General features: G+C 67.7%; 27 protein-coding genes and 1 pseudogene. 7 read left to right on the forward strand and 21 right to left on the reverse strand.

Features of this window, described 5'->3' with window-relative positions; translation table 11 throughout:
* Positions 1 to 72 precede the first annotated feature (72 nt).
* Positions 73 to 1,482 carry an MFS transporter gene (locus tag G3N62_RS14425; protein WP_124668972.1) on the reverse strand — a complete coding sequence of 470 codons (1,410 nt, stop codon included), beginning with the start codon at positions 1,480 to 1,482 and terminating at the stop codon, positions 73 to 75.
* 136 nt (positions 1,483 to 1,618) lie between these two features.
* Between G3N62_RS14425 and G3N62_RS14430 the strand changes: the two genes are divergently transcribed.
* Complete coding sequence (locus tag G3N62_RS14430; protein ID WP_034185922.1) at positions 1,619 to 2,500, forward strand: LysR family transcriptional regulator; 882 nt, start codon at positions 1,619 to 1,621, stop codon at positions 2,498 to 2,500.
* Positions 2,501 to 2,515: 15 nt separating this feature from the next.
* Here the strand turns inward: G3N62_RS14430 and G3N62_RS14435 are convergent, their stop codons facing one another.
* From G3N62_RS14435 to G3N62_RS14450, 4 genes are all read right to left on the reverse strand, one after another.
* The gene (locus G3N62_RS14435) at positions 2,516 to 3,469 is read right to left on the reverse strand and encodes a hypothetical protein (RefSeq protein ID WP_034185921.1); all 954 of its coding nucleotides are present in this window, start codon (positions 3,467 to 3,469) and stop codon (positions 2,516 to 2,518) included.
* Positions 3,470 to 3,620: 151 nt separating this feature from the next.
* A complete protein-coding gene (locus G3N62_RS14440) occupies positions 3,621 to 4,073 on the reverse strand; it encodes a DUF3592 domain-containing protein (RefSeq protein ID WP_124668971.1) in 453 nt (150 codons plus the stop codon).
* 10 nt (positions 4,074 to 4,083) lie between these two features.
* Complete coding sequence (locus G3N62_RS14445; RefSeq protein WP_124668970.1) at positions 4,084 to 4,665, reverse strand: hypothetical protein; 582 nt, start codon at positions 4,663 to 4,665, stop codon at positions 4,084 to 4,086.
* A 154-nt stretch (positions 4,666 to 4,819) separates the two neighbouring features.
* The gene (locus tag G3N62_RS14450) at positions 4,820 to 5,725 is read right to left on the reverse strand and encodes a LysR family transcriptional regulator (RefSeq protein ID WP_124668969.1); all 906 of its coding nucleotides are present in this window, start codon (positions 5,723 to 5,725) and stop codon (positions 4,820 to 4,822) included.
* Between the two features lie 90 nt (positions 5,726 to 5,815).
* Between G3N62_RS14450 and G3N62_RS14455 the strand changes: the two genes are divergently transcribed.
* Positions 5,816 to 6,337: a DMT family transporter gene (locus G3N62_RS14455; RefSeq protein ID WP_049028900.1), complete on the forward strand. Its 522-nt coding sequence runs from the start codon at positions 5,816 to 5,818 to the stop codon at positions 6,335 to 6,337.
* 37 nt (positions 6,338 to 6,374) lie between these two features.
* Here the strand turns inward: G3N62_RS14455 and G3N62_RS14460 are convergent, their stop codons facing one another.
* The 7 genes from G3N62_RS14460 to vapB all read right to left on the reverse strand — a co-directional run bounded on the left by G3N62_RS14460 (position 6,375) and on the right by vapB (position 12,524).
* Positions 6,375 to 6,740, reverse strand: a complete 366-nt coding sequence (locus G3N62_RS14460; RefSeq protein WP_006486240.1) for a response regulator — start codon at positions 6,738 to 6,740, stop codon at positions 6,375 to 6,377.
* A 29-nt stretch (positions 6,741 to 6,769) separates the two neighbouring features.
* Positions 6,770 to 7,729, reverse strand: a complete 960-nt coding sequence (locus G3N62_RS14465; protein WP_124668968.1) for a chemotaxis protein CheX — start codon at positions 7,727 to 7,729, stop codon at positions 6,770 to 6,772.
* 22 nt (positions 7,730 to 7,751) lie between these two features.
* The gene (locus G3N62_RS14470; protein WP_124668967.1) at positions 7,752 to 8,342 is read right to left on the reverse strand and encodes a hypothetical protein; all 591 of its coding nucleotides are present in this window, start codon (positions 8,340 to 8,342) and stop codon (positions 7,752 to 7,754) included.
* Positions 8,339 to 9,079, reverse strand: a complete 741-nt coding sequence (locus tag G3N62_RS14475) for a methyl-accepting chemotaxis protein (protein ID WP_124609801.1) — start codon at positions 9,077 to 9,079, stop codon at positions 8,339 to 8,341. Before G3N62_RS14475 ends, G3N62_RS14470 begins: the two co-directional genes overlap by 4 nt.
* Positions 9,080 to 9,089: 10 nt before the next feature.
* Positions 9,090 to 11,477 (reverse strand): MCP four helix bundle domain-containing protein, encoded by a 2,388-nt coding sequence (locus tag G3N62_RS14480; protein WP_049028896.1) that lies wholly within the window; start codon positions 11,475 to 11,477, stop codon positions 9,090 to 9,092.
* A 400-nt stretch (positions 11,478 to 11,877) separates the two neighbouring features.
* Complete coding sequence (locus G3N62_RS14485; RefSeq protein ID WP_124668966.1) at positions 11,878 to 12,285, reverse strand: type II toxin-antitoxin system VapC family toxin; 408 nt, start codon at positions 12,283 to 12,285, stop codon at positions 11,878 to 11,880.
* The gene (gene vapB / locus G3N62_RS14490) at positions 12,282 to 12,524 is read right to left on the reverse strand and encodes a type II toxin-antitoxin system VapB family antitoxin (protein WP_049028908.1); all 243 of its coding nucleotides are present in this window, start codon (positions 12,522 to 12,524) and stop codon (positions 12,282 to 12,284) included. Before vapB ends, G3N62_RS14485 begins: the two co-directional genes overlap by 4 nt.
* A 269-nt stretch (positions 12,525 to 12,793) precedes the next feature.
* Here vapB and G3N62_RS14495 point away from each other — a divergent pair, with 269 nt between their 5' ends.
* Positions 12,794 to 13,477: a phospholipase gene (locus G3N62_RS14495; protein WP_124668965.1), complete on the forward strand. Its 684-nt coding sequence runs from the start codon at positions 12,794 to 12,796 to the stop codon at positions 13,475 to 13,477.
* Between the two features lie 52 nt (positions 13,478 to 13,529).
* Here the strand turns inward: G3N62_RS14495 and G3N62_RS14500 are convergent, their stop codons facing one another.
* The gene (locus tag G3N62_RS14500) at positions 13,530 to 15,035 is read right to left on the reverse strand and encodes an amino acid permease (protein ID WP_034185911.1); all 1,506 of its coding nucleotides are present in this window, start codon (positions 15,033 to 15,035) and stop codon (positions 13,530 to 13,532) included.
* Between the two features lie 76 nt (positions 15,036 to 15,111).
* Complete coding sequence (aspA, locus tag G3N62_RS14505) at positions 15,112 to 16,518, reverse strand: aspartate ammonia-lyase (protein WP_034185910.1); 1,407 nt, start codon at positions 16,516 to 16,518, stop codon at positions 15,112 to 15,114.
* A gap of 141 nt (positions 16,519 to 16,659) precedes the next feature.
* Between aspA and G3N62_RS14510 the strand changes: the two genes are divergently transcribed.
* Positions 16,660 to 17,634, forward strand: coding sequence for a LysR family transcriptional regulator (locus G3N62_RS14510; protein WP_049028894.1), 975 nt, complete (start codon positions 16,660 to 16,662; stop codon positions 17,632 to 17,634).
* Positions 17,635 to 17,679: 45 nt separating this feature from the next.
* Here G3N62_RS14510 and G3N62_RS14515 read toward each other — a convergent pair whose 3' ends face one another.
* Positions 17,680 to 18,744: an asparaginase gene (locus G3N62_RS14515; protein ID WP_034185908.1), complete on the reverse strand. Its 1,065-nt coding sequence runs from the start codon at positions 18,742 to 18,744 to the stop codon at positions 17,680 to 17,682.
* A 323-nt stretch (positions 18,745 to 19,067) separates the two neighbouring features.
* Between G3N62_RS14515 and G3N62_RS14520 the strand changes: the two genes are divergently transcribed.
* Positions 19,068 to 21,317: a TonB-dependent receptor gene (locus G3N62_RS14520; protein WP_124668964.1), complete on the forward strand. Its 2,250-nt coding sequence runs from the start codon at positions 19,068 to 19,070 to the stop codon at positions 21,315 to 21,317.
* Positions 21,318 to 21,359: 42 nt separating this feature from the next.
* On the opposite strand, the pseudogene G3N62_RS14525 reads toward G3N62_RS14520, so the two are convergent.
* The 5 genes and pseudogenes from G3N62_RS14525 to G3N62_RS14545 form a co-directional block, all read right to left on the reverse strand.
* A pseudogene (locus G3N62_RS14525) lies at positions 21,360 to 21,617 on the reverse strand (aldehyde dehydrogenase family protein); the annotation flags it as partial.
* A gap of 32 nt (positions 21,618 to 21,649) precedes the next feature.
* A complete protein-coding gene (locus G3N62_RS14530) occupies positions 21,650 to 21,973 on the reverse strand; it encodes a hypothetical protein (protein WP_034185905.1) in 324 nt (107 codons plus the stop codon).
* Positions 21,974 to 22,088: 115 nt separating this feature from the next.
* Complete coding sequence (locus G3N62_RS14535; RefSeq protein WP_124668963.1) at positions 22,089 to 23,111, reverse strand: DUF2891 domain-containing protein; 1,023 nt, start codon at positions 23,109 to 23,111, stop codon at positions 22,089 to 22,091.
* Positions 23,112 to 23,130: 19 nt separating this feature from the next.
* Entirely contained in the window at positions 23,131 to 24,081 is a 951-nt protein-coding gene (locus G3N62_RS14540) for a DUF979 domain-containing protein (protein WP_034185903.1), read from the reverse strand.
* Positions 24,078 to 24,767 (reverse strand): DUF969 domain-containing protein, encoded by a 690-nt coding sequence (locus tag G3N62_RS14545; RefSeq protein ID WP_124668962.1) that lies wholly within the window; start codon positions 24,765 to 24,767, stop codon positions 24,078 to 24,080. Before G3N62_RS14545 ends, G3N62_RS14540 begins: the two co-directional genes overlap by 4 nt.
* Before the next feature lie 269 nt (positions 24,768 to 25,036).
* Between G3N62_RS14545 and G3N62_RS14550 the strand changes: the two genes are divergently transcribed.
* Positions 25,037 to 25,261: a hypothetical protein gene (locus G3N62_RS14550; protein ID WP_069705077.1), complete on the forward strand. Its 225-nt coding sequence runs from the start codon at positions 25,037 to 25,039 to the stop codon at positions 25,259 to 25,261.
* Between the two features lie 58 nt (positions 25,262 to 25,319).
* On the opposite strand, the gene G3N62_RS14555 is transcribed toward G3N62_RS14550, so the two are convergent.
* Positions 25,320 to 25,748 carry a hypothetical protein gene (locus tag G3N62_RS14555; protein WP_124668961.1) on the reverse strand — a complete coding sequence of 143 codons (429 nt, stop codon included), beginning with the start codon at positions 25,746 to 25,748 and terminating at the stop codon, positions 25,320 to 25,322.
* 346 nt (positions 25,749 to 26,094) lie between these two features.
* On the opposite strand from G3N62_RS14555, the gene G3N62_RS14560 reads away from it, so the two are divergent.
* Positions 26,095 to 26,533: response regulator (locus G3N62_RS14560; protein WP_206141247.1), on the forward strand; the 439-nt coding region annotated here is incomplete at its 3' end.

A 26,533-nucleotide genomic window follows, 5' to 3' on the forward strand; every position in this document is an offset into this window, starting at 1 on the left:
CGTGCGGCCGGCGCAACCGCGCGTGCGCGGCCGGTCGATGAAATGGTCCTCCACATTCCGTGTGACGTCCAGTCACGCCCCTTTCGTCATGCCGGCCGCCCGTGCGGCAAGGGCGGCCGTCGCATACGCCATGCATCCAAGCGCCGCGACCGCCCACAGCGCGTCGGTCAAGTCCGGCAACAGTATCGTCGCGGCGCCCGCGATGGCCACGCCGAACAAGCTTCCGGCCTGCCGCGCCGCGTTGAGAAACCCTGACGCGACGCCCGCCGCCTCCGCGGGCACCTGTTCGAGCACGGTCGCGATCATCGGCGCGACCGACAACGCGGTGCCGGTGCCGAAGGCGGCCATGGCCGCCCAGACCACCAGCCATGGCGCACGCAGCGCGAGCGCGACGGCGATCGCCGGAATGGCCAGCGCCGCCATCCCGAGACCGCTTGCCATCAGCGTGACCGGGCGCACACGGCCATGCAGTTTTCCCGACAACAGGTTGCCGAGCGACAGGCTCAGCGCAAACGGCAACAGCGTCATCCCCGTCTGCCGCGCACTCATGCCGAAGCGCCCGTGCAGGTACAGGCTCAACACGAACAGCAGCCCGAAGTAGCCGACATAGACGAGGCTGCCCATCAGGTTCATCGCGACGAACACGCGATTGCGAAACCACGCGAGCGGCACCATCGGATGGCGCGCACGCCGCTCGACGACGACCAGCATCGCTGCCGCGAGCGCGGCGGCCAGCAGCGCGCAGCGCACTTCCCCCGCGCCGGGGCCGCGCGTCGGCAATTCGATCACCGCGAAACACAGCGCGCCGAGCGCCGCCGCACCGATACCCTGGCCGGCCCAGTCGAACGGGCGCGCATGCCGCGCGCCCGACGCCCGCACGAGCATTGCCGCCCCGGCAAAGGCGATCGCGCCGGTCGGCACATTGATCAGGAACGCGCTGCGCCAGCCGAAATCGTCGACGAGGATGCCGCCCAGCACCGGCCCCACGGCCACCGCAACCGATGCGATGCCGGCCCAGACCGCAATCGCCCGCGCCCGCTCGGCAGGCACGTCGAAGGTGCCGCGCACGACCGCGAGCGACGCGGGCAAGAATAGCGCGGCACCCATGCCCTGCGCGAAGCGCGCCGCCACGAGGATCGCCACGGACGGCGCAACGCCGCACGCCGCCGATGCGGCGACGAACAGCGCCAGCCCCGCGAGATACACGTGCTTCGCGCCGAACCGGTCGGACAGCGCGCCGCCCGCGAGGATCAACGCGGCGAAGCTGAGCGTATACGCGTCGACGATCCACGCGAGTTCGGCGACCGTCGCGCCGAGGCTCGCGCGCAACGCGGGCAGCGCCACGTTGACGATCGTCGAATCGAGGACCGCCATGAACATGCCGATCGCGACGAGCGCCAGCGTGAAGCGCTGCTCGCGCGCCGTCGGGCGGCTCGCGGCGGCCAGGGGAACGGAAACGGACACGGGATTGCAATCGGACATGACACCTCCAGGCAGATGCCGGGAGTCTAGGAACGGCACACGATGCGGAAAAGTGATAATTTCGCATTTGCCTGATGCAGATCTGCATCACCCGTTCCCGTCCGCCGCCGCCCGCCCGATGACACAATCGCTCCGCATGAACTGGGACAACGCCCGCTTCTTCCTCGCGCTGGCGCGCACCGGCACGCTGCGCGGCGCCGCGGCGCAGCTGAATGTCGATCAGGCGACGGTGGGACGCCGGATCGCCGCGCTCGAGGAGGAACTGTCGGCCCGCCTGTTTCTCCGCACGCCAACCCTCTATGTGCTGACGACCGCCGGCGAAGCACTGCTCGAACCGGCCGAAACGATGGAACGGGCGTCGCTCACGATCGAACGCCGCGTGATGGGGCTCGACGAGCAACTGGCCGGATCCGTGCGGATCGCCACGACCGACTCGCTCGGCAAGCGTTTCGTGGTGCCCGCCATCGCCCGCATGCGGCGCAAACATGCCGGCATCGACGTCGTCTGCGTGACTTCAGCGGAAATCGCCAACCTCACGCGCCGCGAAGCGGACCTCGCGATCCGCACGTTGCGGCCGGAATCGCCGGACCTGATCGTCAGGCGGCTCGGGCATCTCGAAACGGGGATCTATGCCTCGCGCCGCTACCTGGCCGAGCGCGGCGAACCGGTCGCGGGCAGCGCGTTCGACGGGCACGACCTGGTGATGTACCAGCAGCCGGTCGTGCCGACGATGTGGGACGCGCTGTGCGGCGAACCGACGTCGCGCGGCCGCGTGATGTTCCAGACGTCGTCGACGATGATGCTGGTGGAAGCGACGCTGGCGGGGCTCGGCATTGCGGAGCTGCCGTGCTTTCGCGCCGATGCCGAGCCGGAACTGGTGCGTCTGATGACGCGGCGCTGCAATCACTTCGACGTATGGCTCGTCGCCCATGCCGATCTCTACAAGACCGCGCGCGTGCAGGCCGTGATCGAAGCCGTCGTCGACGAATTCGCGACCGCCGCGGCGACTGCCCCGTAACGGGCCGCCCGGGTGTCAGCGCGGCCGATACTCGCCATCCGCGGCAGACCATCGAAACGTCCGGCGCCATTTGCCGCCGCGCTCGCGTAACTGCAGGTCCCGGAAGCCGTCCGTCGAAGTCGGCAGCATGCTCAGCGTATTGCTGCCTTCCGTGATGTCGTGATCGCGCGTGCCGTCGCGATGCCAATCGCCGGCGATATCCCGGTAGAACATCATCGGCTGCGCGAACACGACGCGCAGCGTCTTGCCGTCGATCCGGAACAGGTACAGCGCCTCGAACGATGCGCCGCCGCCCGAGTAACCGATCGACCAGCCCGCCCGCACCCCGAACGCCGCATCGCCCGCCCGCAGCGTATACGGCGCGAGATCGAACCGCGACCACCGCTCGGGCCGTAACGCGAGATCACCCGGTCGCGTCGTCTGCTCAAGGTAGTCGGGACTGTCGAGATTCGTGTTGCTCCAGTCGGTCGCCTGCTCGAGCGGCTGTTCGGTACGCGCGACGAGGCGCGGCACGCCGTCCGGACCGCGCTCGAACACGCCCAGCCAGACCCGTTCCTTCTGGTCGTCGGCATCGGCGTGGCGCTCGAACCCTTCACACTCGGTGGGTGCACGAAATCGCAGCGCCTCGCGTGCAAGCTCGTCGGTCGGTGCCGCACAAACGATCGCAACGAACGCACCGGGGCGCTGCGGCCACGGTTTCGCGCCGACCAGCACGACACGCGCAAGCGGCTGGCCCGGGACAAGCTGTGCCACCAGCCCTTCCTTCGTGAAGCCGGGCGGCAGGCGCACACCGAAACCGTCCCCTTCCGGCGCGCCGGTCATGTCGCGCGCATACGCGGCGCGGGTTTCGGGAGCATCGAACGTCCCGGGCACCTGGTCGAGCGAATGCGCCGTACCCGCCGCGTGCGCGGCGAAGCCCGCAAATGCAGCGCCGATCGCGACGAGCCACGGCATCAAGCGAATTGTCATGCTGGAAGAGTCCTGTGAAGTAACGAGGCGACGTACTGCGATACCGTACATGAAATCGTGTGCGTGACAACCGGATCGGCCCGCGGCCTCATGACGGAATCCATGATGTTCTGCTTGCCGGGTTCGACACGTTTCGGCGCGCGGCGGGTGATCACCTCCGCTTGCGCCCGCTGCGCCATGCGCGCACGCCCGACCACAACTGACCGACGCCAACGACGAAAAAAACCGCGCCCATCCCGCCGATTGTCAGCGCATCGCCCCAGATCGCGCCGAACGTATTCATCCGTGCGGTCATCCTCGGCGCGTCCGGCGCATAGCGCACCTCGACCGTCGCGCCGTCCTGCACGCTGACGTCGCCGCCCTGCGCGTATTCGACATGCTCACCCGCGTGTGTCGTGAACGCGATCTCGGGATGATGCGGGCCTGCGTTCAGCTTGATGACGCGCCCCGGCACGACGACCGACGTGCGCAGGAATTCGCGCGTCGACTGCGCGCCCAGCGTGGCGCCGATCAGCATGCACGTGCCCAGGACGGTAAAGACGATGCCCTTCGCGATCAGCGTCTCGACGTGCTGGGTTGCGGCGCAGCCGGATGCGGACATCATGCGTCTCGCGCTACGGACGCGACTGATGGAACGACACGTCGATCCGCGACTGCGTCTTGCAGCGGTACATCACGCCGCGCCCCGTTTCGTCGGTCACGCCTTCGTATGGCCCGTTGCACCCCGTGACCTTGTACGGCGCGAACGGGATGCGCTTGCCGTCGGTCGGCCGGACCAGCACCGGAATCCGCCCTGTCGGGCCATCGCCGATCATGCGGACGAGCATCATGCGCGACGCATCGATCGGCGCGGCGGAACGCATGTAGATCGTGCGCCCCTGCGCGTCGGTCGCGCCTTCGACTTCGAGTTCCCGGCTGTCCTGGGCGGCGCTCGTATAAAGCGCGAATGCATAGCGCGTGTTCGGCAGCGCCTGTTTCGTCGCGGGATCGTACAGCACGAAATAGCAGCCGTTGACGCCCCTTCCGGCCGTCGCCTGCCCGTCGACCGGTGTGGGATGGCACGTGTAGGACGAACCGTTGCCGACGTCCGCCTGCGGCGCCTGCTGCCCGGTGCCTGCGCATCCGCCGGCCAGCGCAGCCATCAGCGTCACGCATGCGGCGCGCACGCGCGCGGCCTGATCGACTCCGATTTTCATTGGAAGGGATTCCGTTCCCGATTGTTGCAGACGCCGGGCATGCCGCGCGCGATGCGCAGGTTCGCCGCCCTCGGCCTCCGGCAGGATACGGACATCGCGGTACGCTGTAAATCGTTGCGCCCGCAATCGCCGCTGCCACATCACTGCCACACCGCTACCCGCCGCTCGCGACGCGCGCGATCGTCTGCCGCAGCCAGATGTGTGCGGCGTCGCCATGCCGGCGCTCATGCCAGTGCTGCGCGAATTCGAACGAATCGATCGGGAACGGCGGGTCGAACACGCGCAGGCGTGCGTCGTCGCGCACGCGGTCGAGGTTGCGGCGTGCGACCGTCAGCACGAGATCGGTACCCGCGATCAGGTCGTTCGCGACACTCCAGAACGGCAGGATCACCGCGATGTGCCGCTCGTGCCGCAGCCGCGCGAGCGCCCGATCGACCTCGTTGTCGATCCCGTCGCGCATCGCGACGAGCGCGTGCGGCCGCGCGAGCCACGCGTCGAGCGCGAGTTCGCCGCGGCGCGGCAGGCGGCTCGCGTCGGCCACGCATGCGAACGACTCCACGAACAGCGGCTGGGCATGCAGGTCGCGCTGCAATGCGGGCAGCACGCCGAGCGCGAGATCGACCTCGCCGTCCATCAACTGCATGCGCATCGCCTCGCGCGTGCCCTGCGACACGATCAGCTCGATGCCCGGCGCGTCGGCGCGCAACGTCTTCACGAGCGCGGGCAGCACGATCCGCGCACCGTAGTCGGACATCGCGATGCGAAAGACGCGCGTGGCCGCGGACGGATCGAACGCCGGCGGCTCGATCAGCGCGCCGAGCCGCCCGAGGACGTCGTTCAGCGGCTCGACCAGTTCGTTCGCGCGCGCGGTCAGCTCGAGCCGGCCCGCGCGCCGCACCAGCAGCGGATCGCCGAAGATCTCGCGCAGCCGCGCGAGCGCGTGGCTCACGGCCGGCTGGCTCCGGTGCAGCCGGAGCGCCGTGCGCGAGATGTGACGTTCGCTCAGCAGCACATGCAGCGTGACGAGCAGGCTCAGGTCGATACGGGCGAGATTATTCATTGCACGAATACATGACATCCGAAAGACGAATTTCCATTCACCATCTTAATGGACGACACTCTTTTCGACATCCTTTCAAGACCGACCAAGATGACGACTTCGCTTTCCTTCGCCACGCTCCCGCTCGCCGTCGCGGCTTTCGTCGCCGGCGCGCTCGTGCCGCTGCAGGGCGGCAGCAACGCCGCGCTCGGGCGTGCGCTCGGCCACCCGCTGTGGGCGAGCGTCGCGTCGCTGACGGTCAGCCTGCTCGCGGTGCTGCCGGTGCTGCTGGCGACGCGTGCGCACGCACCGCTCGTCGGCGACGCGCTGCAGCGCCCACTGTGGATGTGGCTCGGCGGCCTCGCGGGCGTGATCTACATCACGCTCGCGCTGATCCTGACGCCGCGGCTCGGCGCGACGACCTTCATCGTCTGCGTCGTCGCCGGGCAGATGCTCGCATCGCTGCTGATCGACCACTACGGGCTGATGGGGCTCGCGCAGCGGCTGGCGACGCCCGGCCGCATCGCGGGCGTCGCGCTGATCTTCGCGGGGATGATCGTCGTGCAATGGCAAACGCCCGCGCCGGTTGCGGCAGGCAACGCGGCGGCCGCGCGGCCCGAGCCGCAGCGTTGACCGCGAAGGTCACGGGCCCGCGGCGGCCGGCCGTGCGTCAGCCCGCGAGCTTCTTCAGCGCGTCGAGCACCGCGTCGCCCTTGAACGGCTTCACGATCCAGCCCTTCACGCCGGCCGCCTTGCCGCGCTCCTTCATCGCCGGGCTGCTTTCGGTCGTCAGCATCACGACGTTGACCGCCGTGTTCGCCAGTTCGCCGCGGATCTTCTCGACCATCGTCAGGCCATCCATGTTCGGCATGTTCACGTCGCTGATCACGAGGCGCACGCCGGGCGTCGCCTTGAGCTTCGCGAGCCCGTCCTTGCCGTCGACGGCCGTCGCGACGTCGAGCCCGTGATTGCGCAGGAAACCCGCGACCTCGTCGCGCACCGTGCCCGAATCGTCGACCACCAGAATCTTTGCCATGTCGTATTCCTCCTTCGTCGTTGCTGACTTCAAAACAGTTCGAGTTCACCCGACTCGACCATCGGTCCGACGTCCTGCACCGATTCGCGGAAATCCTCCGGCGACCAGCTGAGGCTGAACACGAAGCGCTGGTCGAGACAGACGGCGCGCCCCGATCGCGGATCGGTCATCCGGTACTTGAAACAAAGCTGCGGACAGTCGCCGCCGAACGAGATGAACTTCTGCTTGTGGTTGACGACGAGCGGCACCTGCACCGGATGGCGCGCCAGTGCCTCGGCGTCGCCGAGATAGCGGTTCTTGAACGCGCCCCACACGAGGTTCGTCAGTTCGCCGAGCACGCTGTTCACGTCGCGGAAATCCGGCGCGCGACCCTCGCCGCGCGTGCCGCCGATCATGTCGAGCAGCGGCTGCTCGCTCGTCTGCAGCAGCATGTAGCCGCGGCACCACGCGCTTTCGAGCGCGATCAGGCTGAACACCTCGCCGAAGATGATCTGGTCGCGGACGATGCACGGCGTTTCGTGCTCGATCGCCATGCCCGGGAACAGGCTGTCGATGCGCGCCTCGGTGATCTCCGAGATGCCGCGCACGAGCGCGTTCGGATAATCGCGGCCGAACAGGTATTCGTCGATCGCGCGCTCGAGCGGCGTCATGTCGTCCGCGACGTAGGCCGCGCAGGCCACGCGCGCGAGCGCATCGGGCAGTCCGTCGCGCGACGCGAGCGATTCGCGGCGCAGGATGATCGGCAGTTCGGGCCGCAGCGCATCGATCTGCGTGGCGATGATCGCGCTCTCGGCCGGCGAACCGCCGTAATCCTCGGCCAGCAGGATCGCGCCGAGGTCGATGTTCGAGCGCAGCACCTTCAGCAGCCGGCTGCGCCGCACGGTCAGGCCGACCAGGTTGTGCTCGTCGCAGAAGCACTTGATCGCGTCGGCGTGCGCGCGGCTGTCGTCGAGCACGAGCACCTTGCTGACGGGTTGGTCTTGGGTCATCTCGCGGATTCCTCGTGGTCGGTCAGAACAGTTCGAGCTCGCCGCCGGTATCCACCGCCGCCGTTTCCGGCACCTGGAAATCGACCGGCGCGTTCGCGCACACGCACAGCGTCGCGCCGACCCGCACGTCGCCGTCGAGCGTGAGGTCGTACGCGGCCACGTAATCGGGTGCGAGCACGGGCAGATAGTCGATGCTCGCGCCGCTCAGCAAATACGGCGTCGACATCCCTAGATCGGGGAATGGCGCGGTCAGCGCCTGGTTGATCGCGCCGCAGCACAGGTTCGCGACTTCCATGAACGCTTCGGGCAGCGGCCGCTGGCTGCCCGTGCCCGCCGTCGTGCCGGCGAAATGGCGTCGTGTCGCGTCGTCGTCGCTGAAGCGCAGCGCGAGCAGCAGGCGGAAATGCAGGGCCGAGATCGTCAGTACCGCGACATGCTCGGGCACCTTCGGCGCCGACCGCGACCTCGCATGCACGCGATCGTGCCCGTCGTGTTCGTCGAGCTCGTGGCCGGCGGCCGGCCGGATGTCGCACGCGCCGCCGGACGCGAGCCGCGTGCGCGCCGCGTCGAAAAAGATCCGTTCGAAACCGGCCCTGGCCTGCGCGCTGATCACGCCGCCTCCCCTTCGATGCGCGCGTGCAGCTGCCCCGCCAGCGTCTCGACGGTCGCGAGCGCGGCCGTGATCATCTTGCCGCCGGCCTGGATGTCCTGGAACGTCGCGGCCGTCACGAGATCGTTGCGGTTCAGGCTGTCGCGATAACTGTTCGACAGTTGCTGCGAACGCGCGGCCAGCCCGCGCACCTCGCTCGCGACGATCGAGAAGCCGCGTCCGGCCGAGCCCGCGCGCGCGGCCTCGATCGACGCGTTCAGCGACACGATCGACACGTGCGCGACGATCGCCGACAGCTCCTGGTTCTTCGCGCGCATGTCGTGGTTCTGCGTGGTCAGCGAGATCATCTGCTCGTGCCAGCGCTCGAACGTGCCGGCGAGCCCGCGCAGGCGCGCGGCTTCGTCGGCGATCTTCATCGCATGCTGCGCGAGCGCCGCGCGCTCGGCAAACAGCGCCTGCCGCGCATCACGCTGCGCGCCGGCCACCGACGCCTCGCGCGCCAGCGCTTCCTCGAGCTGCGCCTCGCGTTGCGCCCAGGCGTCGGCTGCCGCCGCGTGCGCGGACACCGCGGCTTGCGCACGCGCTTCGGCCGCATCGAGCGCGCCGCGCAACGTGTCCGCGTCATGTTCCATCGCCGCGACGAGCCGCCCGCGCATCACGCGAAACACGATCGCCGCGGTCACCGCGACGACCGCACCGCCCGCCAGCGCGACGGCCGCCTGAATCATCCACGCCTGCACGATCACGTCGTCACTCCGCCGCGCCGATATCCGCGATGCGCGCCCGCTGCTCGTGCGGCGCGTCGTGCGCGGCGCCGTCGGCCGCGAAGCGCGCCGGCAGCGACACGATCGTCTCGAACGCGCGGTACGGCGCACCGGCGCGATCGTCGGTGAAGCGCAGCGCGATATTGCCGCCGTCGCGCTTCAGGAAGTTGCGCACCGCGTCCATGCCGACGCCGCGCCCCGACACCTCGGTCACCGTCTGCGCGGTCGAGAAGCCCGGCCGGAAGATCAGCTCGGCGACATCCTCGTCGGACAGCGCCGCTTCGTTGCCGGCCTCGATCCAGCCGCGCTCGCGCGCGATGCCGCGGATCCGGTCGAGCGCAAGGCCGCGGCCGTCGTCGCCGAGCACGAACCACAGCTCGCCGCCGCCCACGCCGACCGCGATGTCGATCGTGCCGGACGCCGGCTTGCCGGCCGCGCGCCGCTCCTCCGACGATTCGATGCCGTGATCGATCGCGTTGCGCAGCAGGTGCATGAACACGTTCTTCAGCGTCGCGGCGATCTCGCTGCGCACGCGCTGGCCGTGGCTGTCGACATGCACGACGGGCGCCGGCTTGCCGAGTTCGGCCGCGAGCGACGGCAGCGACTCGATCACGCCGCCGAGCGCGTCGCCGATGCCCTGCGTGCCGAGCTGGCTCAGCATGCGGCGCACGGCATCGCGTGCCGCGTGCCAGTCGGCCACGTTCGCCGGATCGGCGCCGTCGAGCACGCGCAGGCTTTCGCTGATGTGCGCGCGTTCGACCATCAGGAACTCGGCGCCGCCCTGCGCCGGCTCACCGCTGCGGCCGAGCGTGACCGCGTTGATCGTCGCGTAGTGTTCGACGGCATCGCGCACGCGCGCGAGGTCGTCCATCAGCGCGTCGCGGTTCCACTCGGGGCCGCCGTCCGCGCGGCGCAGCGATTCGTACGCCTGCTCGGCCTCGTGAACGATGTTCGTCAGGTGCTGCAGGCTGTACGTGCGCGCGTTGCCCTTGATCGTGTGCATGTTGCGGAACAGCGCGGCGACGATCGAATGATCGGCGCGCTCGTGCTGGCGGATCATCCGCTCGTTCTCGCTCAGGAAGCCCTTCGCGCTGTGCACGAAGTCGTGGAACTTGTCCTGGCTGATCGACAGGATCTCGCCGATCATCTCGAGGCGGCGCTGCTGCTCGCCCGCCTGCGCGGTCAACTCGCGGATCTCGGTCACGTCGCGCACGCACAGCATCAGCCGCACGACCGTGTCGGTCTCGTCGGTGATCGCCGACCAGCTCAGGTCGAGCCACTTCTCGCGGCCGTCCGGCATGCGCTTCGCGACTTCGTTGACGAGCAGGTGTTCGTTGAACTCGAAGTTCATGCTGTCCTCGCCGAGGCACGCATGCACGGCCGCATCGACCTGCGAACGCGCGTCGGCGCCGATCGCCGAATCGTCGAACACGAGCGCCATCAGGTCGCGCCCGGCGATGTCGTTCGTCTCGAAGATGGTTTCGAGGTACGCCGAATATTCCGCATGCACGACGCCGCCTTCGACGACGGTCAGGATCCCCTGCTGCATGTTCTGCAGCATCGCCTGGATGTCGGCCGTCTTCTGCTTGAGTTGCGCGGCGTTCTCCTGGATCTTCTCGATCATCCCGTTGAACGCGACGATCGAATGGCCGATCTCGTCCATCCGGCCCACCGGCACGCGGCGCGTGAAATCCTGGCTCGTCGCGATCTCGCTCATCGCCGTCTGCATCCCGATCAGCGGGCGCGTGATCTGGCGATACAGCACGAAGCCGAGCGCGGTCAGCAGCACGATCACCGTGCCGGCGACGCCCGCGATCGCGGTCGCCGTCGTCGCGAGCATCCCGTTCAGCGCGCTGATCGCGTCGTCCTTCTGGCGGTTCTTCTCGACGCGCAGCGTGCCGACGATGCTCTCGAGTTCGTCGCGATACTGCGCGACGTTCGCGAACAGGTAGGCCTGCGCCATCTCGGCCTTGCCGTCCGCCTTCATCTTCACGGTGTCGTCGATCGCCGCGAAATAGTTCGCGGCGCTGTCCTTCGCCTGCGCGACGAGGCCCTCCTGCGCATGGCCGACCGCCGATTTCGCCTGCACGTCGAGTGCGGCGCGCAGCGCGGCCTGCTTGGCCTTCAGCTCGTCGCGCGCCTGCGCGGCCGTGTTCGCGTCGGGCGCGTAGACGAGCGTCATCGTCGCGATCTGGATGTTCTTCACGTCGGCGACGAGATCGGCCGACGCGAGCGCGCTCGGCACGATGCCCTGGGTGACCTGACGCACCTCGGACGCGCTCTTGCGTGTCTGGTACACGGCATAGATGCCGATCGCGGACAGCGCGAAGAACGTCAGGACGACTAGCAGCGTAATGCGATGACGGATGGTCATGAGTCCAGCTCCCCGCAGCGATCCGGCTTCGATCGCCCTTTGGTCTATTGAAAGAATGTGAGCGCCGAATTATCGGGGATGGTGTATGACTGTCCGATGACCGTAAATCAATCGTTCATTGAGGAAATTGCAATGAATAATTGCGGCGGAAAAAGCCTAAAGTTTTTTCCGGATTGGCCGTTAACTTCGCGCCGCCAATGCAGGTATGGCTGCATGATTTGCCGAATTTTTGAAGTGGCGGATATTCATTGTTTTATTCATGATCCGCAAAATCGATTTTATTGAATGCCGGTAAAACGTTTGCGTATTATTTACGAGCCTGTTTGTTTTGGCAGCTCTTGCGATCGAAGCCGCGTTCGCGCCGCAGGTTCGTGAATGTCGAACCGGAATGATCGGCCGTTCAATGTTCGCACGGCCCGGCAAGCCAGTCTTCGAATTGCAGTCGCGGTACCCGCTCGAATTCGCGAACGTTGTGCGTGACGAGCACCAGATGCCGGGCGCGTGCCTGCCCGGCTATCAAGGCATCGTATGGACCGATCGGGGTACCGGCCGCCATCAGGTGCGCACGAATCTCGCCGGCATGCTGAGCATCCTCGACATCGAAGGACACGACCTCGAACTGAAGCGCCTCGACACGCGCGACATTCGCAGCCGCTCGCTGGCTCTTGTACGCGCCGAAATAGAGTTGGTGCGCGACGATCGCCGGCATCCCGAAATCAGCCGGCTGGTACGAACGCAGGCGGCCCAGCACGGCCGGCTCGCCTTTGAGAACGGCAATCACCGCGTGGGTATCCAGCAGGAATTTCATTCGAACACATCCAGACTCGTGCGCTCCTGCGCGAACGGCTGCGTTGCCGCGGCCGCCTCGAAGTCCGCATCGACCGGGCCGATCAGCGGCGTCAGCCATGCCCAGTCATGCGGCACCGGTTCGAGCACGACCGACGCGCCGTGGCGCCGAATCCGAACCTCGGCCGTGTCGAAACGGAAATCCCTCGGCAGCCGGACGGCCTGCGAGCCGCCATGCTTGAAGATTTTGGCAGTGCCCATCGCCATACCCCCGCGTATCTACAGAATGTATCTATTCCATCTGTGCGTGAGTACGACGAGCCATCCGATCGGCCTGTTTCCGGTCCGTTATCGGGCACGATTTCCCGCTACGGCCCGTACCGGATGCCGCACTGCCGACGATCCGCCGGCAACACAAACCTCGGCCCGATTCATTCCCAACAGGAAACAATCAATCGCCATCCCGGTGATTCCCTCACCGCGCCGGCCGCTCTAGACTGTCGCATCGTTCCCCTTTCCGGACTCACGCGATGACCGACGTCCTGCCGCTGACCACCGACCCCGATTCGGGCCTCCAGTACCGGCTGCGCCCGGCTGCCGGCCGCCCCGCCGCGCGCCTGTTGCTGCTGCACGGCGTCGGCGGCAACGAAACCAACCTGCTGAACGTGGCCAGCGTGATCGATCCGCGCATCGAAATCGCGTTCCTGCGCGGGCCGCTGACGTTCGGCCCCAATCAGCACGCGTGGTTTCCGGTGCGCTTCGGCCCGAATGGCCCCGAAATCGATGCGGCCCGCGCCGACGCCAGCCGTATGCAACTGATCACGCTGTTGCGCGCCTTCCGTGCGCGGGATGGCGCGGATGCCGCGTTGCCGACCGTGATCGCCGGCTTCAGCCAGGGCGGCATCATGAGCGCCGGCGTCGCGCTGACTTCGCCGAACGACGTCAGCGCGTTCGCCGTGCTGTGCGGGCGCATCCTGCCGGAAATCGATCCGCTGATCGCGCCACGCGATGCGCTTCGCCCGCTCCATGCGTTGATCGTCCACGGCCGCTTCGACGACAAGCTGCCGGTCGCCTGGGCCGACACGGCCGATGCGAAACTCACGGCGCTCGGCGTCGCGCACGATACGCGGCTGTACGCGGCCGGCCACGAACTGACGGCGGAAATGGCGGGCGACTTCGGCCGCTGGGTCGGCGAGCGCACCGGGTTGAACTGACCGCACCGGGGACGCCGGCCCGAGCACGGACCGGCGTTCCCGGCGGATGCCGTCACGCGTTCCGCGCGGGATCCGCAACGACGTGCGCGGCTGTGGGCGCGGCAACCGCCTGCTCGCGCAAGGCACCGCGCTTCGTCAGCTTCCAGCCGACCACCAGCGCAAGCACCACGACCGGAATCGTCGCGATCGTCCACGTGCCGCCCGGATAGTCGAACGCCATCAGCACCAGCACGGCGACGAGGAACGCGAGCGTGAGCCACGACGTGAACGGCGCGCCGGGCATCCGGAACGACACGGCCTTCATCTCGCCGCGATTGACCGCGCGGCGGAACAGGATCTGGCACATCACGATGAAACCCCACGTCGTGATGATCCCGAGCGACGCCATGTTCAGCACGATCTCGAACGCCTGCGCCGGGACGATGTAGTTCAGCGGCACGCCGATCGCATTGATCGCGACCGTGATCAGGATCCCGCCGTACGGCACGCCGCGCGCGTTCATCCGCGACACGAAACGCGGCGCCGAGCCGCCCATCGCGAGCGAGCGCAGCACGCGCCCGGTCGAATAGAGGCCGGAGTTCAGGCTCGACAGCGCAGCCGTCAGCACCACCACGTTCATCACCGTGCCGACGTACGGCACGCCGAGCTTGCTGAAGAACGTGACGAACGGGCTTTCGTGCGAGCTGTACGCGGTCCACGGCAGCAGCATCGTCAGCAGCACGACCGAGCCGACGTAGAACAGCGCAATGCGCCACATCACGCTGTTGATGGCCTTCGGCAGCACCTTGCGCGCATCGGCGGTCTCGCCCGCCGCGACGCCGACGAGCTCGATGCTCGCGTACGCGAACACGACGCCCTGCACGATCAGCACGGCCGGCAGGATGCCGTGCGGAAAGATCCCGCCATGGTCGGCGACCAGGTGAAGCCCCGTCGCCTGGCCGGCGACCGGATGGCCGCTCGCGAGGAACACGGCGCCGACCGCGAGAAACACCGCGAGCGTGCCGACCTTGACGAGCGAGAACCAGAATTCCATCTCGCCGAACACCTTCACGCCGATCATGTTCATCACCGACACGATCCCGAGCGCGCCGAGCGCGAACACCCATTGCGGCACGTCGGTGAATACGGCCCAGTACTTCATGTAGATCGCGACCGCGGTGATGTCGACGATGCCGGTCGTCGCCCAGTTCAGGTAGTACATCCAGCCCGCGACGAACGAGGCGCGCTCGCCCATGAATTCGCGCGCATACGACACGAAGCTGCCGCTGGTCGGCCGGTGCATCACGAGCTCGCCGAGCGCGCGCATGATCAGGAACGCGAACACGCCGCACACGAGATACACGAGCGCCAGCGCCGGCCCCGCGCTTTGCAGGCGCCCGCCCGCGCCGAGAAAAAGGCCCGTGCCGATCGCGCCGCCCATTGCGATCATCTGCACGTGCCGCGGCTTCAACTGCTTCGCATAGCCGGCTTCGTGCGACGCGAACATCGCATCGGGATCGGCATGGCGGGAATCCGCGCCGCCGGCCGCATCGGCCGGGCGCTCGCTGGTGTGTTTCATCGAGAGTCTCCGTTGTTTCTTGGTGTGTCGCGCCCCGCTCAGGGGCGCTTTCGGTACGGCCGTGCGCCGGCCGGCGTCAAAGCACGCGCGGCCGGATCAGGGCTTCGGGTTGCAGCGCCTCGTCGAGTTGCGCGGGGGTCATCAGCGCGTGTTCCAGCACGACCTCGCGGATCGATTTGCCGGTGGCGTGCGCTTCGGCGGCGACGGCCGTCGCACGCTTGTAGCCGATGTACGGGTTCAGCGCGGTAGCGAGCGCAACCGAGCGCTCCATCGTTTCGCGCAGCCGCTCGGGATTCGCGGTGATCCCGCTCACGCAGCGCTCCGCCAGCGTCGTGCATGCGGCCGTCAGATGGCTGAAGCTGCGGAACAGCGCGCTCGCGATCACCGGCTCGAACGCGTTGAGCTGAAGCTGTCCGGCCTCGGCCGCGAAGGTCACGGTCAGATCGTTGCCGAACACCTCGAACGCGACCTGGTTGACGACTTCCGGGATCACCGGATTCACCTTGCCGGGCATGATCGACGAGCCGGCCTGAACCGGCGGCAGGTTGATCTCGCCGAAGCCGGCGCGCGGGCCGCTCGACAGCAGCCGCAGGTCGTTGCAGATCTTCGACAGCTTGACGGCGATCCGCTTGAGCACGCCCGACACCTGCACGAACGCGCCGCAATCCTGCGTCGCCTCGATCAGGTTCGGCGCGGTGCTCAGGTCGAGCCCGGTGATGCGCCGCAGCGCGGCCAGCGCCTTCTCCGCATACTGCGGATGCGCGGTGATCCCCGTGCCGATCGCGGTCGCACCGAGATTGATCTCGCGAATCAGCCAGCCGGCTTCCTGCAGCCGCGCGATGTCTTCCGTCAGCATCACAGCGTAGGTCGAGAATTCCTGGCCGAGCGTCATCGGCACCGCGTCCTGCAACTGCGTGCGGCCGAGCTTCAGCAGCCCGGCGAACGCGTCGGCGCGCTCGGCGAACGCATCGCGCAGCCGCGCCATCGCCTCGAGCAGGTGCTCGACCGCGAAGCACGTCGCGACACGGATCGCGGTCGGATAGACGTCGTTGGTGCTCTGCGCGAGATTGACGTGCTCGTTCGGGTGCAGGTATTCGTACTGCCCGCGCGCGTGCCCCATGATTTCGAGCGCGCGGTTGCAGATCACCTCGTTCGCATTCATGTTGGTCGACGTGCCGGCGCCGCCCTGGATGACGTCGACGACGAACTGGTCGTGCAGGCGCCCTTCGCGAATCTCGACGCACGCGGCGGCGATCGCATCGCGATACGGCCGCGGCAGCAGCCCGAGCTCGCAGTTGGCGTCGGCCGCCGCTTCCTTCACGGCCGCGAGCGCCAGCACGAGGTACGGCAGCGAAGCAATGGTGCGGCCCGTGATGTCGAAATTCTCTTTCGCGCGCAGCGTATGGACACCGTAATAGGCGTCAGCCGGGATACTTCGTTTACCTAAAAGATCCGCTTCGACGCGGAAGCCGCTTTCTGTCATCGTGCCCTCCTGAGTGTCTCGTGCCGCCCGTCGTCCGCCGCTTCCCGACGCGACGGGTTCGCATTCTATGCCTTTGCAAAAACAAGCTCGCTTCTGTATTATCGAAAGCGGTTTTGCGTGGGACGCAACAGCGAGAAGCGAATGAAAAAAGGCGCGAGAGAAACCGGCATCGATCACCTGGGCGCGATGCGTGCGTTCGTTAGAGTGGTCGAAACGGGGAGTTTTTCGGCGGTCGCGAAGGAGATGCACGTGTCGACGTCGACCGTCGCGCGCAAGGTGACGGCGATCGAGGACGCACTCGGCGTCGCGCTGCTGCATCGTTCGACGCACAGCGTGACGCTCACCGAGGCCGGCCATATCTACCTGGAACGCGCGGTCACGCTGATCGCCGATCTCGACGACACGCTGCGCGTCGTCGCCGAACTGAATGCGCAGCCGAGCGGCCCGCTGAAGCTCACCGCGCCGGTCGCGTTCGGCCGCCGCCATCTCGCGCCGCTGGTCGCGCCGTTTCTCGCGCGCTATCCGACCATCCAGCTCGACGTACGGCTCACCGACAACCACAACGACCTCGTGGCCGGCGGCTACGATCTCGACATTCACGAAGGCGAGAATTACCTGGACAACCTGGTCGTCCACCGGCTGTCGCGCAACGACAGCATCCTGTGCGCGACACCCGGCTATCTCGACCGCTGCGGCCGCCCGGCGTCACCGGACGACCTGAAGCACCACAACTGCCTGCGTTACGTGCATCCGGAAGGCGATCCGCGCTGGGATTTCGTGAACGGCAACGCACGGCACAGCGTGCTGCCGGCCGGCAATCTCGTCACCGATCATTCCGAGTTGCTGCTCGAAGCGACCTGCGCGGGGCTCGGCATCGCGGAGTTCGAGATCTGGCTGGTGCGCGACCTGCTCGCGAGCGGCCGGCTCGAAGCCGTGCTGCCGCGCTACCGGCTGCAGAACCGGCTGACCGGCGAATACATCTACATCGCGTATCTGGCGAACCGGCGCAGCTCGGCGAAGCTGCGCGTGCTGAAGGACTTTCTCGCGGAACACCTCGCGCAGATCGGCGAGCTGTCCGAGCGGGAACTCGCGAAGATCCGCGGCGCACGCGCGTAGCGCGCGGCCCGGATCGCCGGCCTCACGCCGGTGCGGCGACGGCGCTCAGACCGCCTGCAATTCGAACGGGAACGTGGCGTGCCCGAACTCGACGCCCTGCGTGTTGAGCATCCGCGGCCGATGGAAGCCGGCCAGTTGCGCGCGCTGCGCGTCCGTGCCGATCCGCAGCCGCTCGAGGATTTCGCTGACGACCATGTAGAGCACGTCGAGATTGCCGTCCTCGATCTTCACCGAGATGCCGAGCGCGCCATCGGCGCCGAGCTGCCGCGTGCGTTCCGAGGCGCGCACGCCGATCCCGTAGCACGCATCGGCGCCGAGCTTGCCGACCACCTGCCCGTCGAACGCGTTCATCAACACCGTGCAATAGCGCCCGTCGCCCGCGACGAGTTCCGGATAGGCCGTCATCGCACGATGGATACGCGCCAGCGCGCGGACCCGGTCGGTGAGCGCGCCGCCGCCCGCTTCCACCGCGTCCGCACCGTCGGCCAGCGACGCGTAAAGACGCGCGAGGCGATCCAGCGGGAACGCCGGCGTCGGCAGGTTGCACCCGTCGATGCCCCAGTCGACCTCGTCGTTGCGCAATCCGCATGCATCGGCCACCCCATGCTTCACGCGCACCTGCATCGGATGGTCGGGCAGATGGTAGTCGGCGATCGGCGCGCCGATCGCCCGCGCGCCCGCCAGCATCCCGACATGCTTGCCCGAACAGTTGCTGCACACGCCGGTCGGCGTGTAGTCGCGCTTGATCCACGATCGGTACACCGCCTCGGACAGCGGCGGATGGCCGCCGCAACGCAGGTCCGATTCGTGCGCGGCCACCTTCGCGAGCATCGCCCGCGTCCGTTCGATGTGACGCTCCTCGCTGCTGTGCGACGCGCACATCAGCGCGATGTCCGCATCGTCGAAACCGAAGCGCTCCGGCGCGCCCGTCTCGATCACCGACAGCGCCTGCGCCGGCTTGGCGGCCGACCGCGCCAGCGTCATCCGGAACGGATCGCCGAATCGGGCCAGCAGCCTGCCGCGTGCATCGACCACCGCCACATGGGCGACGTGCGTGTTCTCGATCGCGTTGCCGCGGTATGTGACAACCGCTGCGCGTGGGGTCTCCATCGTGTCTTGTCTCCTTGCTCGGGGCCTGATTGCCGGGGCCCGTCCAACCGGTACGGCAGTGTAGCGAGTCGCTGCCGCCGCGCGCCGTCCCGACGATGGAAAGCGGTGTTGCACGCGACGCAAAGGTGATCGCGCCCCCACGAAAGCCTGACCGGATACGTACAACAACCCTTCGATCGTTTACATATTTGATGCCAATCCGTACAATTGCGACCGCAAACGCGAATCATACGCATTTACATTGACGTCTTCCGATGTTTCGGCCCGTGCGGCCCACATCGAGAAAACGCACCCGATCACCGAACCTTCCGCTGCTTCCCGATATGCCCGCCCAGTTCAAGACGAGGCCTCGTGCCCTCGTGTCGGCGCTGACCTGCTCCGTTTTCCTGACACCGCTGCTCGCTTCCGCCGCAACCGCACCCGCTACCGCTCCGGCCCCTGCCGCCGACCGGCCCGCGCCGGCCGCCGACGCACCGGCGACGCTGCCGACGATCGCGGTCCAGTCGTCCGCGCTGTCGGACATGCAGGTGAAGCGCTCGCCGTCGTACAAGTTCACCGCGCCGCTGCTCGATACGCCGCGCTCGGTCACGGTGATCCCCGAGCAGCTGATCAAGGAAAAGAACGTCACGTCGTTCGCGGACGCACTGCGCTCGGTGCCCGGCATCACGTTCCTCGGCGGAGACGCGGCCGCGAACCCGTCGGCCGACCGCCCGGTGATCCGCGGCTTCGAATCGCGCAACTCGATCTTCGTCGACGGGATGCGCGACTCCGGGCTGCAGAACCGCGAGACGTTCGCGGTCGAGCAGATCAGCGTGATCAAGGGCCCCGATTCGGTCTATGCGGGCCGCGGCTCGGTGGGCGGCAGCGTCGACATCGTCACGAAGACGCCGAAGAACGACAATTTCGTCAACAGCAGCATCGGCTTCGGCACCGACGGCTACAAGCGCGCGACAGTCGACGCGAACCGCAAGATCAACGACACGACGGCCGTGCGGCTGAACGTGATGGGTCACGACGCGAACCAGGCCGGCCGCAACGACGTGTACAACAAGCGCTGGGGCGTCGCGCCATCGATCGTGTTCGGGCTGAACACGCCGACCACGGTCACGGTCAGCTACTACCACATGAACGCGTACGACATGCCGGACTTCAGCGTGCCGTTCCGCGCGTCGGGCGGCACGCCGGTGCCGACCGACCGCGGTCAGTTCTTCGGGCTGAACACGCGCGATTACCGCTACGGGCAGACCGACACCGGCGAAGTACGCGTCGAGCACAAGCTCAACGACGACTGGAAACTGAAGAACACGACGATGTTCGGGCGCACGACGCTCGATTACGTGGCGACGAATCCGCAGATCTCGACCCGGTATCCGGACCGGCTCGGCATGCAGGCCAAGAGCGGCAAGTACGCGACGAACGGCATCGCGAACCAGACCGAGATCACCGGCCGCGTCAACCTGTTCGGCATGCAGCATACGATGACCGCCGGCGTGGAATTCAGCCAGGAGCAGAACCGCTACGAGGGCTACCTCGTCACGGATGCATCGGGCACGAACCTGCGCACCGGCGATATTTGCGTCACGTCGCCCGCGTTCTGCGCGCCGATTTCCGGCGGCTGGAACCCGAACATGCCGTGGACCGGCAACATCGTGCTGAACGGCGACAAGGGTTTCCCCGGCGCGACCACCAACACGCGCACGACCACCGCGTCGGCGTACCTGTTCGATACGGTGAAGCTGACCGAGCAGTGGCTGTTCAACGCGGGGCTGCGCTTCGACCGCTACGACCTGACCGCGAAACAGGCCGGCGCCGCCGACCTGTCGAACACGTCGAACCTGTTCAGCTACCAGTTCGGCCTCGTGTACAAGCCGGTGCGCACCGTGAGCCTGTATGCGTCGTACGGCACGTCGTCGAACCCGCCCGGTTCGAACGGCGGCCTCGGCGGCGGCACCGACCAGATCACCGCGAACAACCAGAACCTGTCGCCCGAGCGCACGCGCAACATCGAGGTCGGCGCGAAGTGGGACGTGATCGACCAGCAACTGTCGCTGACGTCCGCGCTGTTCGACACCGAGAAGACCAACGCGCAGGTCAGCGACGGCCTCGGCCACACGATCAACGCGGGCAAGCAGCGCGTGCGCGGCGCCGAGCTGGGTTTCGCCGGCAACGTGACCGACAAGTGGCACGTGTTCGGCGGCTACACGTACCTGAATGCGGTGACGGTCGATGCGGGCCCCGGCAATCCGGGCGGCTCGGGCCTGCCGATGGTGATGGTGCCGAAGCACAGCTTCACGCTGTGGACGAGCTACGACGTGATGCCGAAGCTGACGCTCGGCGCGGGCGCGACGGTGATGAGCAAGACCTATGCATCGGTGTCGCCGACCGTGAAGAAGTGGACGCCCGGCTATGCGCGCTTCGACGCGGCCGCGACGTGGCGCGTGAACAAGACGATGGACGTGCAGCTGAACGTGCAGAACCTGTTCGACAAGAAGTATTACGCGAGCGCGTACCCGATCTACGCGACGTGGGCGCCGGGCCGCTCGGCGATGGTCACGCTCAACTTCTATCAATGACGCCGCAGGCGGGCGGGCGCGATGCGCCCTTCCCCGCCCTGCTCACCGCGGCAGCGAATACGTCGTCACGTTCGTGAAGCGCTTCATCGCTTCCTGCACGCCTTCCTCGTACCCGAGCCCCGAATCCTTCACGCCGCCGAACGGTGTCGGTTCGAGCCGAGAGCCCGGCACGTCGCGCACGTTCATGCTGCCGACTTCCAGCTCGGTGACGAAGCGCGTGATGTGGTCGAAGCGGTTCGTGCACACCGACGACGACAGCGCATGGCCGGTGCCGTTCGACATCCGGATCGCGTCGTCGATGCGCGAAGCGCCGGCGTCGGCCGGACACCCGTTCACGCGAGGTGGTAGCGCAGCCAGAAGGTTTCGCGGCACGCGTTGTCGAACGTCAGCCGCGACGGGCTGATCGGTTGCGCATCGGGATGGTGGAGCACATCGTAGTCGATCCAGCATTCGGCGCACAGCAGATCGGACGGCGCGCGGTCCTGCTCGACCGAGCGGCGCACGATCGCGCCGTTGTCGAAGCGGTATTCGGTTTCGTCGCGCGTGACCTCGACGTCGTCGTCGGTCCAGCGGTCGTGCGACGTGACATGCGACACGATCGACACCGGGCCCGCGAGCCCGTGGATCGCGGCGACGTAGGAAATGAGCTTGTCCATGGCGAGGCGGCGAACTGGCGGAGAGCCGATTCGCGCAACGCATGCTGCGCAAATCGGCCCGAGCGGCGAGTATAGCCGCGCGCCGAAGACCTTGCCGCCGGCGGGGTTTCGCGCGCTACGCGTCCAGCGCGAGCAATGCGAACGTCGCGAGCCAGTGCTCGCCCATGTAGTCGCCGGCCACGTGCGCGAGCGCGCTCGCGAGATGCCGGTCGGCCGCGTCGAGCAGCTTCACGCGCCGCGCATCGCCCTCCGGCAGCGCGCCGGCCAGCGCGCGCTGGCACCACGCGCGGCTCAGGTTCAGCCCGTCGAGGTGCGCGATCTTGCCGTCGCTGCGGTCGCTGACCGTCGCCGGCTCGAACAGCGTCGCCGGCTCGCCGCGCGCGAGATCGGGCAGGAAGCGCGCGAACCAGCCGTCGAATTCGGCGGCCGGCAGCACGCGCCGCATCAGCTCGGCCTCGATCAGCGCGGGCGACAGGAATTCGTCGCCCGACGGCTCCCACGCCTGGCACGCGACGTCGTTCAGGTGCCAGCGTTTCGCGGTATCGACGATCAGCGCCGCGAGCCCGTCGCGCTGCGTGTCGCGCGCGAAGTCGAGCGTGAGCGCCAGCGCGAACGCGGTGTTGAAGTGCGTGCCCACGCGCAGCGGATAGGTCGCCTTCGGCAGGAAGGTCTCGAAGCGCGACACGAACAGGTCGGTGAGCGGCGCGATCGTCTTCGCCCAGCGCGCGGCCTGCGGCAGCGCGCCCTTCAGCGCGAGCCGCTCGAGCTGCGCCGACAGCGCGAGCAGCCACGCCCAGCCGTACGGCCGCTCGAAGCCGCTGTTGTGCGGCAGCGCGAGATACGCGCGCTCGCCGGCGACGTTCGCGTCGGTGAAATGCGCATCGACGGTCGCGACGATGCGCTCGGCCTCCGGCAACGCCGGATAGCGTTCGAGCACGCGCAGCACGAGCCAGTAGCCGTGCACGCACGAATGCCAGTCGTAGCTGCCGTAGAAGATCGGGTGCAGCGCGCGCGGCGCCTGCACGTCGTGCGGGCCTGCGAGCGCATGCGTGAGCTTGTTCGGATATTCGCGGGTCAGGTGCGCGAGCGCGAGCGACGCGAATTTCGACGCGAGTTCGGGGGTGAGTCGGTCGGTCATGAGGGTCTCGTCCATCGAATCAGAAGCGGAATGCGAACGCATACATCAGCAGCGTGTTCACGGCGAGCAGCAGCACGGCGGTCGGCCACTGCGCCTTGATCACGCCGTTCTTGTCCTTCAGTTCGAGCAGTGCCGCCGGCACGATGTTGAAGTTCGCGGCCATCGGCGTCATCAGCGTACCGCAGAAACCGCTCAGCATCCCGATCGCGCCGACGATCGCCGGGTTGCCGTGGAACTGGTGGACGATCAACGGCAGGCCGATGCCGGCCGTCATCACCGGGAACGCGGCGAAGCCGTTGCCCATGATCATCGTGAACAGCGCCATGCCGACCGTGTAGGCCGCCACCACCGCGAACGGCGAATCGATCGGCACCCAGTCCTTCACGAGCCCCGACACCACGCCGCCGACGCCCGCGACCGCGAACAGCGCGCCGAGCGCCGCGAGCATCTGCGGCAGGATCGCGGCCCAGCCGACCGCGTCCATCGTATGACGCGCTTCCTTCAGCGCATGCACGGGCGAATCGCGCAGCATCGCGAGCGCGACGACGAACGCGACGATCGTGCCGAGCACGAGCGAAATCAGCGTCACGCTCTTCGGTTCGACGAACGGCACGAGCTTCAGCGCGAACGTGCCGATCAGCGTGACGACCGGAATCAGCAGCGCGGGCAGGAACAGCCGGTTGCCGAAACGCCGCGCGAGCGTCTCGCGCCGCGCAGCCGCCGCGTCGCCGGCTTCGTCGGACTTGCCGCGCCCGAGCTTGCCGGAGCCGGCGATCACCGCCAGCGCGATCGCGAGGCAGCCCGTCACGAAGTGCGGCAGCCGCGCGCCGAGCAGGAACGTGACCGCGTAGATCGCCCAGAACGCGAAATTGACGACGCGGCGCGGGTTCGTGCGATCCGTCAGGTTGAAGTACGCGAACGCGGCGAACATCAGCCCCGCGAGCGTGTACAGCGATTCGAGGCCGATCATCGCGCGCCCTCCTGCTTCACCAGGCCGAAGCCGCGCGTCAGCCGGCGGTCGAGCAGCGCGAGGCGCGTGCAATGGATCAGCAGCGCGGCGATCGCGGTCGGGATCGCCCATACCGACAGGTGCAGCGGCTCGATCGCGATGCCGTTCTGCTCGAGAAAGCCCTTGATCAGCAGGATCGACTGGATCGCGATGAAGATGTCCTCGCCGAAGAACACGGCGACGTTGTCGGCGCCCGACGCATGCGCGCGGATCTGCTGGCGCACCGCGTCGGGCAGCTCGCCGTGCCGGTTGACGGCGGCGGCTTCGGCCATCGGCGCGATCAGCGGCCGCACCATCTGCGCATGGCCGCCGAGCGACGTGAGGCCGAGCGCGGCCGTGACCTGGCGCAGCACGAAGTACAGCATCAGCACGCGGCCCGTGGTCGCCGCCTGCACGCGCGAGATCATCTGCCGCGCCTGCTCCTTGAGCCCGTTGCGCTCGAGCAGCGCGATCACCGGCAGCGTCAGCCAGATCAGCCCCATGTAGCGGTTTTCGGTGAACGCCTTGCCGAATGCGCTGACGATGTCGACCAGATTCAGGCCGCCCGCCAGCCCGGTCGCGAGCCCCGCGATCGTGACCACCAGCAGCGCGTTGAAGCGCAGCGCGAAACCGATCACCACGATCGGCACCCCAATCAGCACCAGCATTTCCCCTCCTTGTGTCGGATGCGCGGCACCCAGGCAACGCGCTGCCCGCCCGGTTTCGACCGGGCTCGGACGGCGCAATCTAACACGAGACTTTATCGATAAAAAGTCGACAAATTACAGGTTCGGGTAAACGTTGAAACCGGCGAACACCGTGCACGCACCCTGTGTCGGCGGTATTTCATCGGAGGAATCGGGCGGCCGGCGCGCGTGGCGGAGCCCATGGCCGCCGACTAAACTGGAAAGCATCGGCAACGGACGGGAGAGCCGCCATGATTGACGTATTCCAGACCATCGGCAGCCGCGCGTTCTCCGCTCATCTGGCGAAGGACGGGATGGTGACGCTGATGGAGCAACGCCACGAAGTCGACCGCGTGACGCTCGCGACGGCCTATGCCGCGCTCGTCGAGGAAGCCGGGCAGGAAAGCGACCTGCGCGACGCGACGGTCGAGGGGATGATGCGCGCGCTGATCCAGGGCTACGCGCGCAGCCATTGACGGCGCGGCCGCGCATCGGCTCGTGCGGCCGGCAGCCCGGTGTGGCCGATCCGGCCCGCTACGCGGCCGGCGTGCTCGCGCCCATGCCGAACCACCGGCCCGCGCGCAGTTGCCGGTAGTCGGCTTGCGTGAAGATCCTCAGCAGGTTGGCGAGCGCGCCGTGACTGGCGCGGTCCAGTTCCGTCATGAAGGCTTCGACCTCGTCGCGGCCGGCAAACAGGATGGTGCTGAAATAGCGCGCGCGCTCCGCGTCGGACAGGTTCGTCGCGCTCAGCTGGTACGGATGGTGAAGTGCCGCGAACAGGAAGTAGTAGCGCTCGGCGTCGTCGCGCAGCACGCGCACCGCGTCCGGCTCGACCGGAAAATCGCGGCAGAACGACGCATGTCCGCTCTCGATGAAGATCCGGTACAGCAACCGGCCGGCCCGCTCGATGACGATCGGTGCGTACGGGTCGCGGCTGACGAGTACGGTATCGGGCACGGTCATCAGGCTCTCCTCTTTCTTTTTTGTCGACGCCGGCACGGTAACATGCCGGCTTCCGCACGGCGCGTCGGCACGATCCGTCGCCCCGACATGCACGGCCGGCACCGGGCCGCCGCCCTCGGTCGCCGGAAAACACCGCACCGTCATAGAGGAAAAACACTGAAACGGCGCCATGCGCGAATTTTTCGATTGCCGCCGCTCGCGCCGCATGACAGCATGCGGGCGTCGCCAACCGAAAAGAATTCCGTGCCGTCCGCCCGCCGATGCCGTTCGGCGGCGCCGGACAGGCCATGCTTTCCATGAACCCGGCCCATCTCCAACACTACGAACCGACCGGAGCATTCCGCTTGTGAACATCGGCATCGTCAACGACCTCCCGCTTGCCGTCGAGGCGATGCGCCGCGCGATCGCGCGACGACCCGAGCACCGCGTGCTGTGGGTCGCGACCGACGGCGCGCAGGCCGTCGAACTGTGCGCCGCGCAGCCGCCCGACGTCGTGCTGATGGACCTGATCATGCCGAAGTTCGACGGGATCGAAGCGACGCGGCGGATCATGCGATCCGAACGACCGTGCGCAATCCTGATCGTGACGAGCTGCATCGGCGCGAATGCGTGGCGCGTGTTCGAGGCGATGGGCGCCGGCGCGCTCGACGCGGTCGATACGCCGCGGCTCGGCGCCGGCGCGGCCGGCGACACGACGGCACTCCTGCTCGCGAAGATCGATCAGATCGGCCGGCTGCTCGACGCGCCGGACGGCACGCGCCTCGCCGGTACGGCCGCGCGCGCCG

The sequence above is a fragment of the Burkholderia sp. Tr-20355 genome (assembly GCF_017104685.1).
Lineage (GTDB): Bacteria > Pseudomonadota > Gammaproteobacteria > Burkholderiales > Burkholderiaceae > Burkholderia > Burkholderia seminalis.

Bases quoted from the DNA above. Each gene is read 5' to 3' on its own strand.
- aspA (WP_034185910.1), bottom strand. From the start codon at position 16,518: ATGACAGAAAGCGGCTTCCGCGTCGAAGCGGATCTTTTAGGTAAACGA.
- G3N62_RS14465 (WP_124668968.1), bottom strand. From the start codon at position 7,729: ATGACCCAAGACCAACCCGTCAGCAAGGTGCTCGTGCTCGACGACAGC.
- G3N62_RS14535 (WP_124668963.1), bottom strand. From the start codon at position 23,111: ATGACCGACCGACTCACCCCCGAACTCGCGTCGAAATTCGCGTCGCTC.
- G3N62_RS14445 (WP_124668970.1), bottom strand. From the start codon at position 4,665: ATGAAAATCGGAGTCGATCAGGCCGCGCGCGTGCGCGCCGCATGCGTG.
- G3N62_RS14510 (WP_049028894.1), top strand. From the start codon at position 16,660: ATGAAAAAAGGCGCGAGAGAAACCGGCATCGATCACCTGGGCGCGATG.
- G3N62_RS14425 (WP_124668972.1), bottom strand. From the start codon at position 1,482: ATGTCCGATTGCAATCCCGTGTCCGTTTCCGTTCCCCTGGCCGCCGCG.
- G3N62_RS14515 (WP_034185908.1), bottom strand. From the start codon at position 18,744: ATGGAGACCCCACGCGCAGCGGTTGTCACATACCGCGGCAACGCGATC.
- vapB (WP_049028908.1), bottom strand. From the start codon at position 12,524: ATGGGCACTGCCAAAATCTTCAAGCATGGCGGCTCGCAGGCCGTCCGG.
- G3N62_RS14530 (WP_034185905.1), bottom strand. From the start codon at position 21,973: ATGGACAAGCTCATTTCCTACGTCGCCGCGATCCACGGGCTCGCGGGC.
- G3N62_RS14520 (WP_124668964.1), top strand. From the start codon at position 19,068: ATGCCCGCCCAGTTCAAGACGAGGCCTCGTGCCCTCGTGTCGGCGCTG.
- G3N62_RS14440 (WP_124668971.1), bottom strand. From the start codon at position 4,073: ATGATGTCCGCATCCGGCTGCGCCGCAACCCAGCACGTCGAGACGCTG.
- G3N62_RS14430 (WP_034185922.1), top strand. From the start codon at position 1,619: ATGAACTGGGACAACGCCCGCTTCTTCCTCGCGCTGGCGCGCACCGGC.
- G3N62_RS14555 (WP_124668961.1), bottom strand. From the start codon at position 25,748: ATGACCGTGCCCGATACCGTACTCGTCAGCCGCGACCCGTACGCACCG.
- G3N62_RS14495 (WP_124668965.1), top strand. From the start codon at position 12,794: ATGACCGACGTCCTGCCGCTGACCACCGACCCCGATTCGGGCCTCCAG.
- G3N62_RS14485 (WP_124668966.1), bottom strand. From the start codon at position 12,285: ATGAAATTCCTGCTGGATACCCACGCGGTGATTGCCGTTCTCAAAGGC.
- G3N62_RS14460 (WP_006486240.1), bottom strand. From the start codon at position 6,740: ATGGCAAAGATTCTGGTGGTCGACGATTCGGGCACGGTGCGCGACGAG.
- G3N62_RS14500 (WP_034185911.1), bottom strand. From the start codon at position 15,035: ATGAAACACACCAGCGAGCGCCCGGCCGATGCGGCCGGCGGCGCGGAT.
- G3N62_RS14455 (WP_049028900.1), top strand. From the start codon at position 5,816: ATGACGACTTCGCTTTCCTTCGCCACGCTCCCGCTCGCCGTCGCGGCT.
- G3N62_RS14550 (WP_069705077.1), top strand. From the start codon at position 25,037: ATGATTGACGTATTCCAGACCATCGGCAGCCGCGCGTTCTCCGCTCAT.
- G3N62_RS14480 (WP_049028896.1), bottom strand. From the start codon at position 11,477: ATGACCATCCGTCATCGCATTACGCTGCTAGTCGTCCTGACGTTCTTC.
- G3N62_RS14545 (WP_124668962.1), bottom strand. From the start codon at position 24,767: ATGCTGGTGCTGATTGGGGTGCCGATCGTGGTGATCGGTTTCGCGCTG.
- G3N62_RS14450 (WP_124668969.1), bottom strand. From the start codon at position 5,725: ATGAATAATCTCGCCCGTATCGACCTGAGCCTGCTCGTCACGCTGCAT.
- G3N62_RS14435 (WP_034185921.1), bottom strand. From the start codon at position 3,469: ATGACAATTCGCTTGATGCCGTGGCTCGTCGCGATCGGCGCTGCATTT.
- G3N62_RS14540 (WP_034185903.1), bottom strand. From the start codon at position 24,081: ATGATCGGCCTCGAATCGCTGTACACGCTCGCGGGGCTGATGTTCGCC.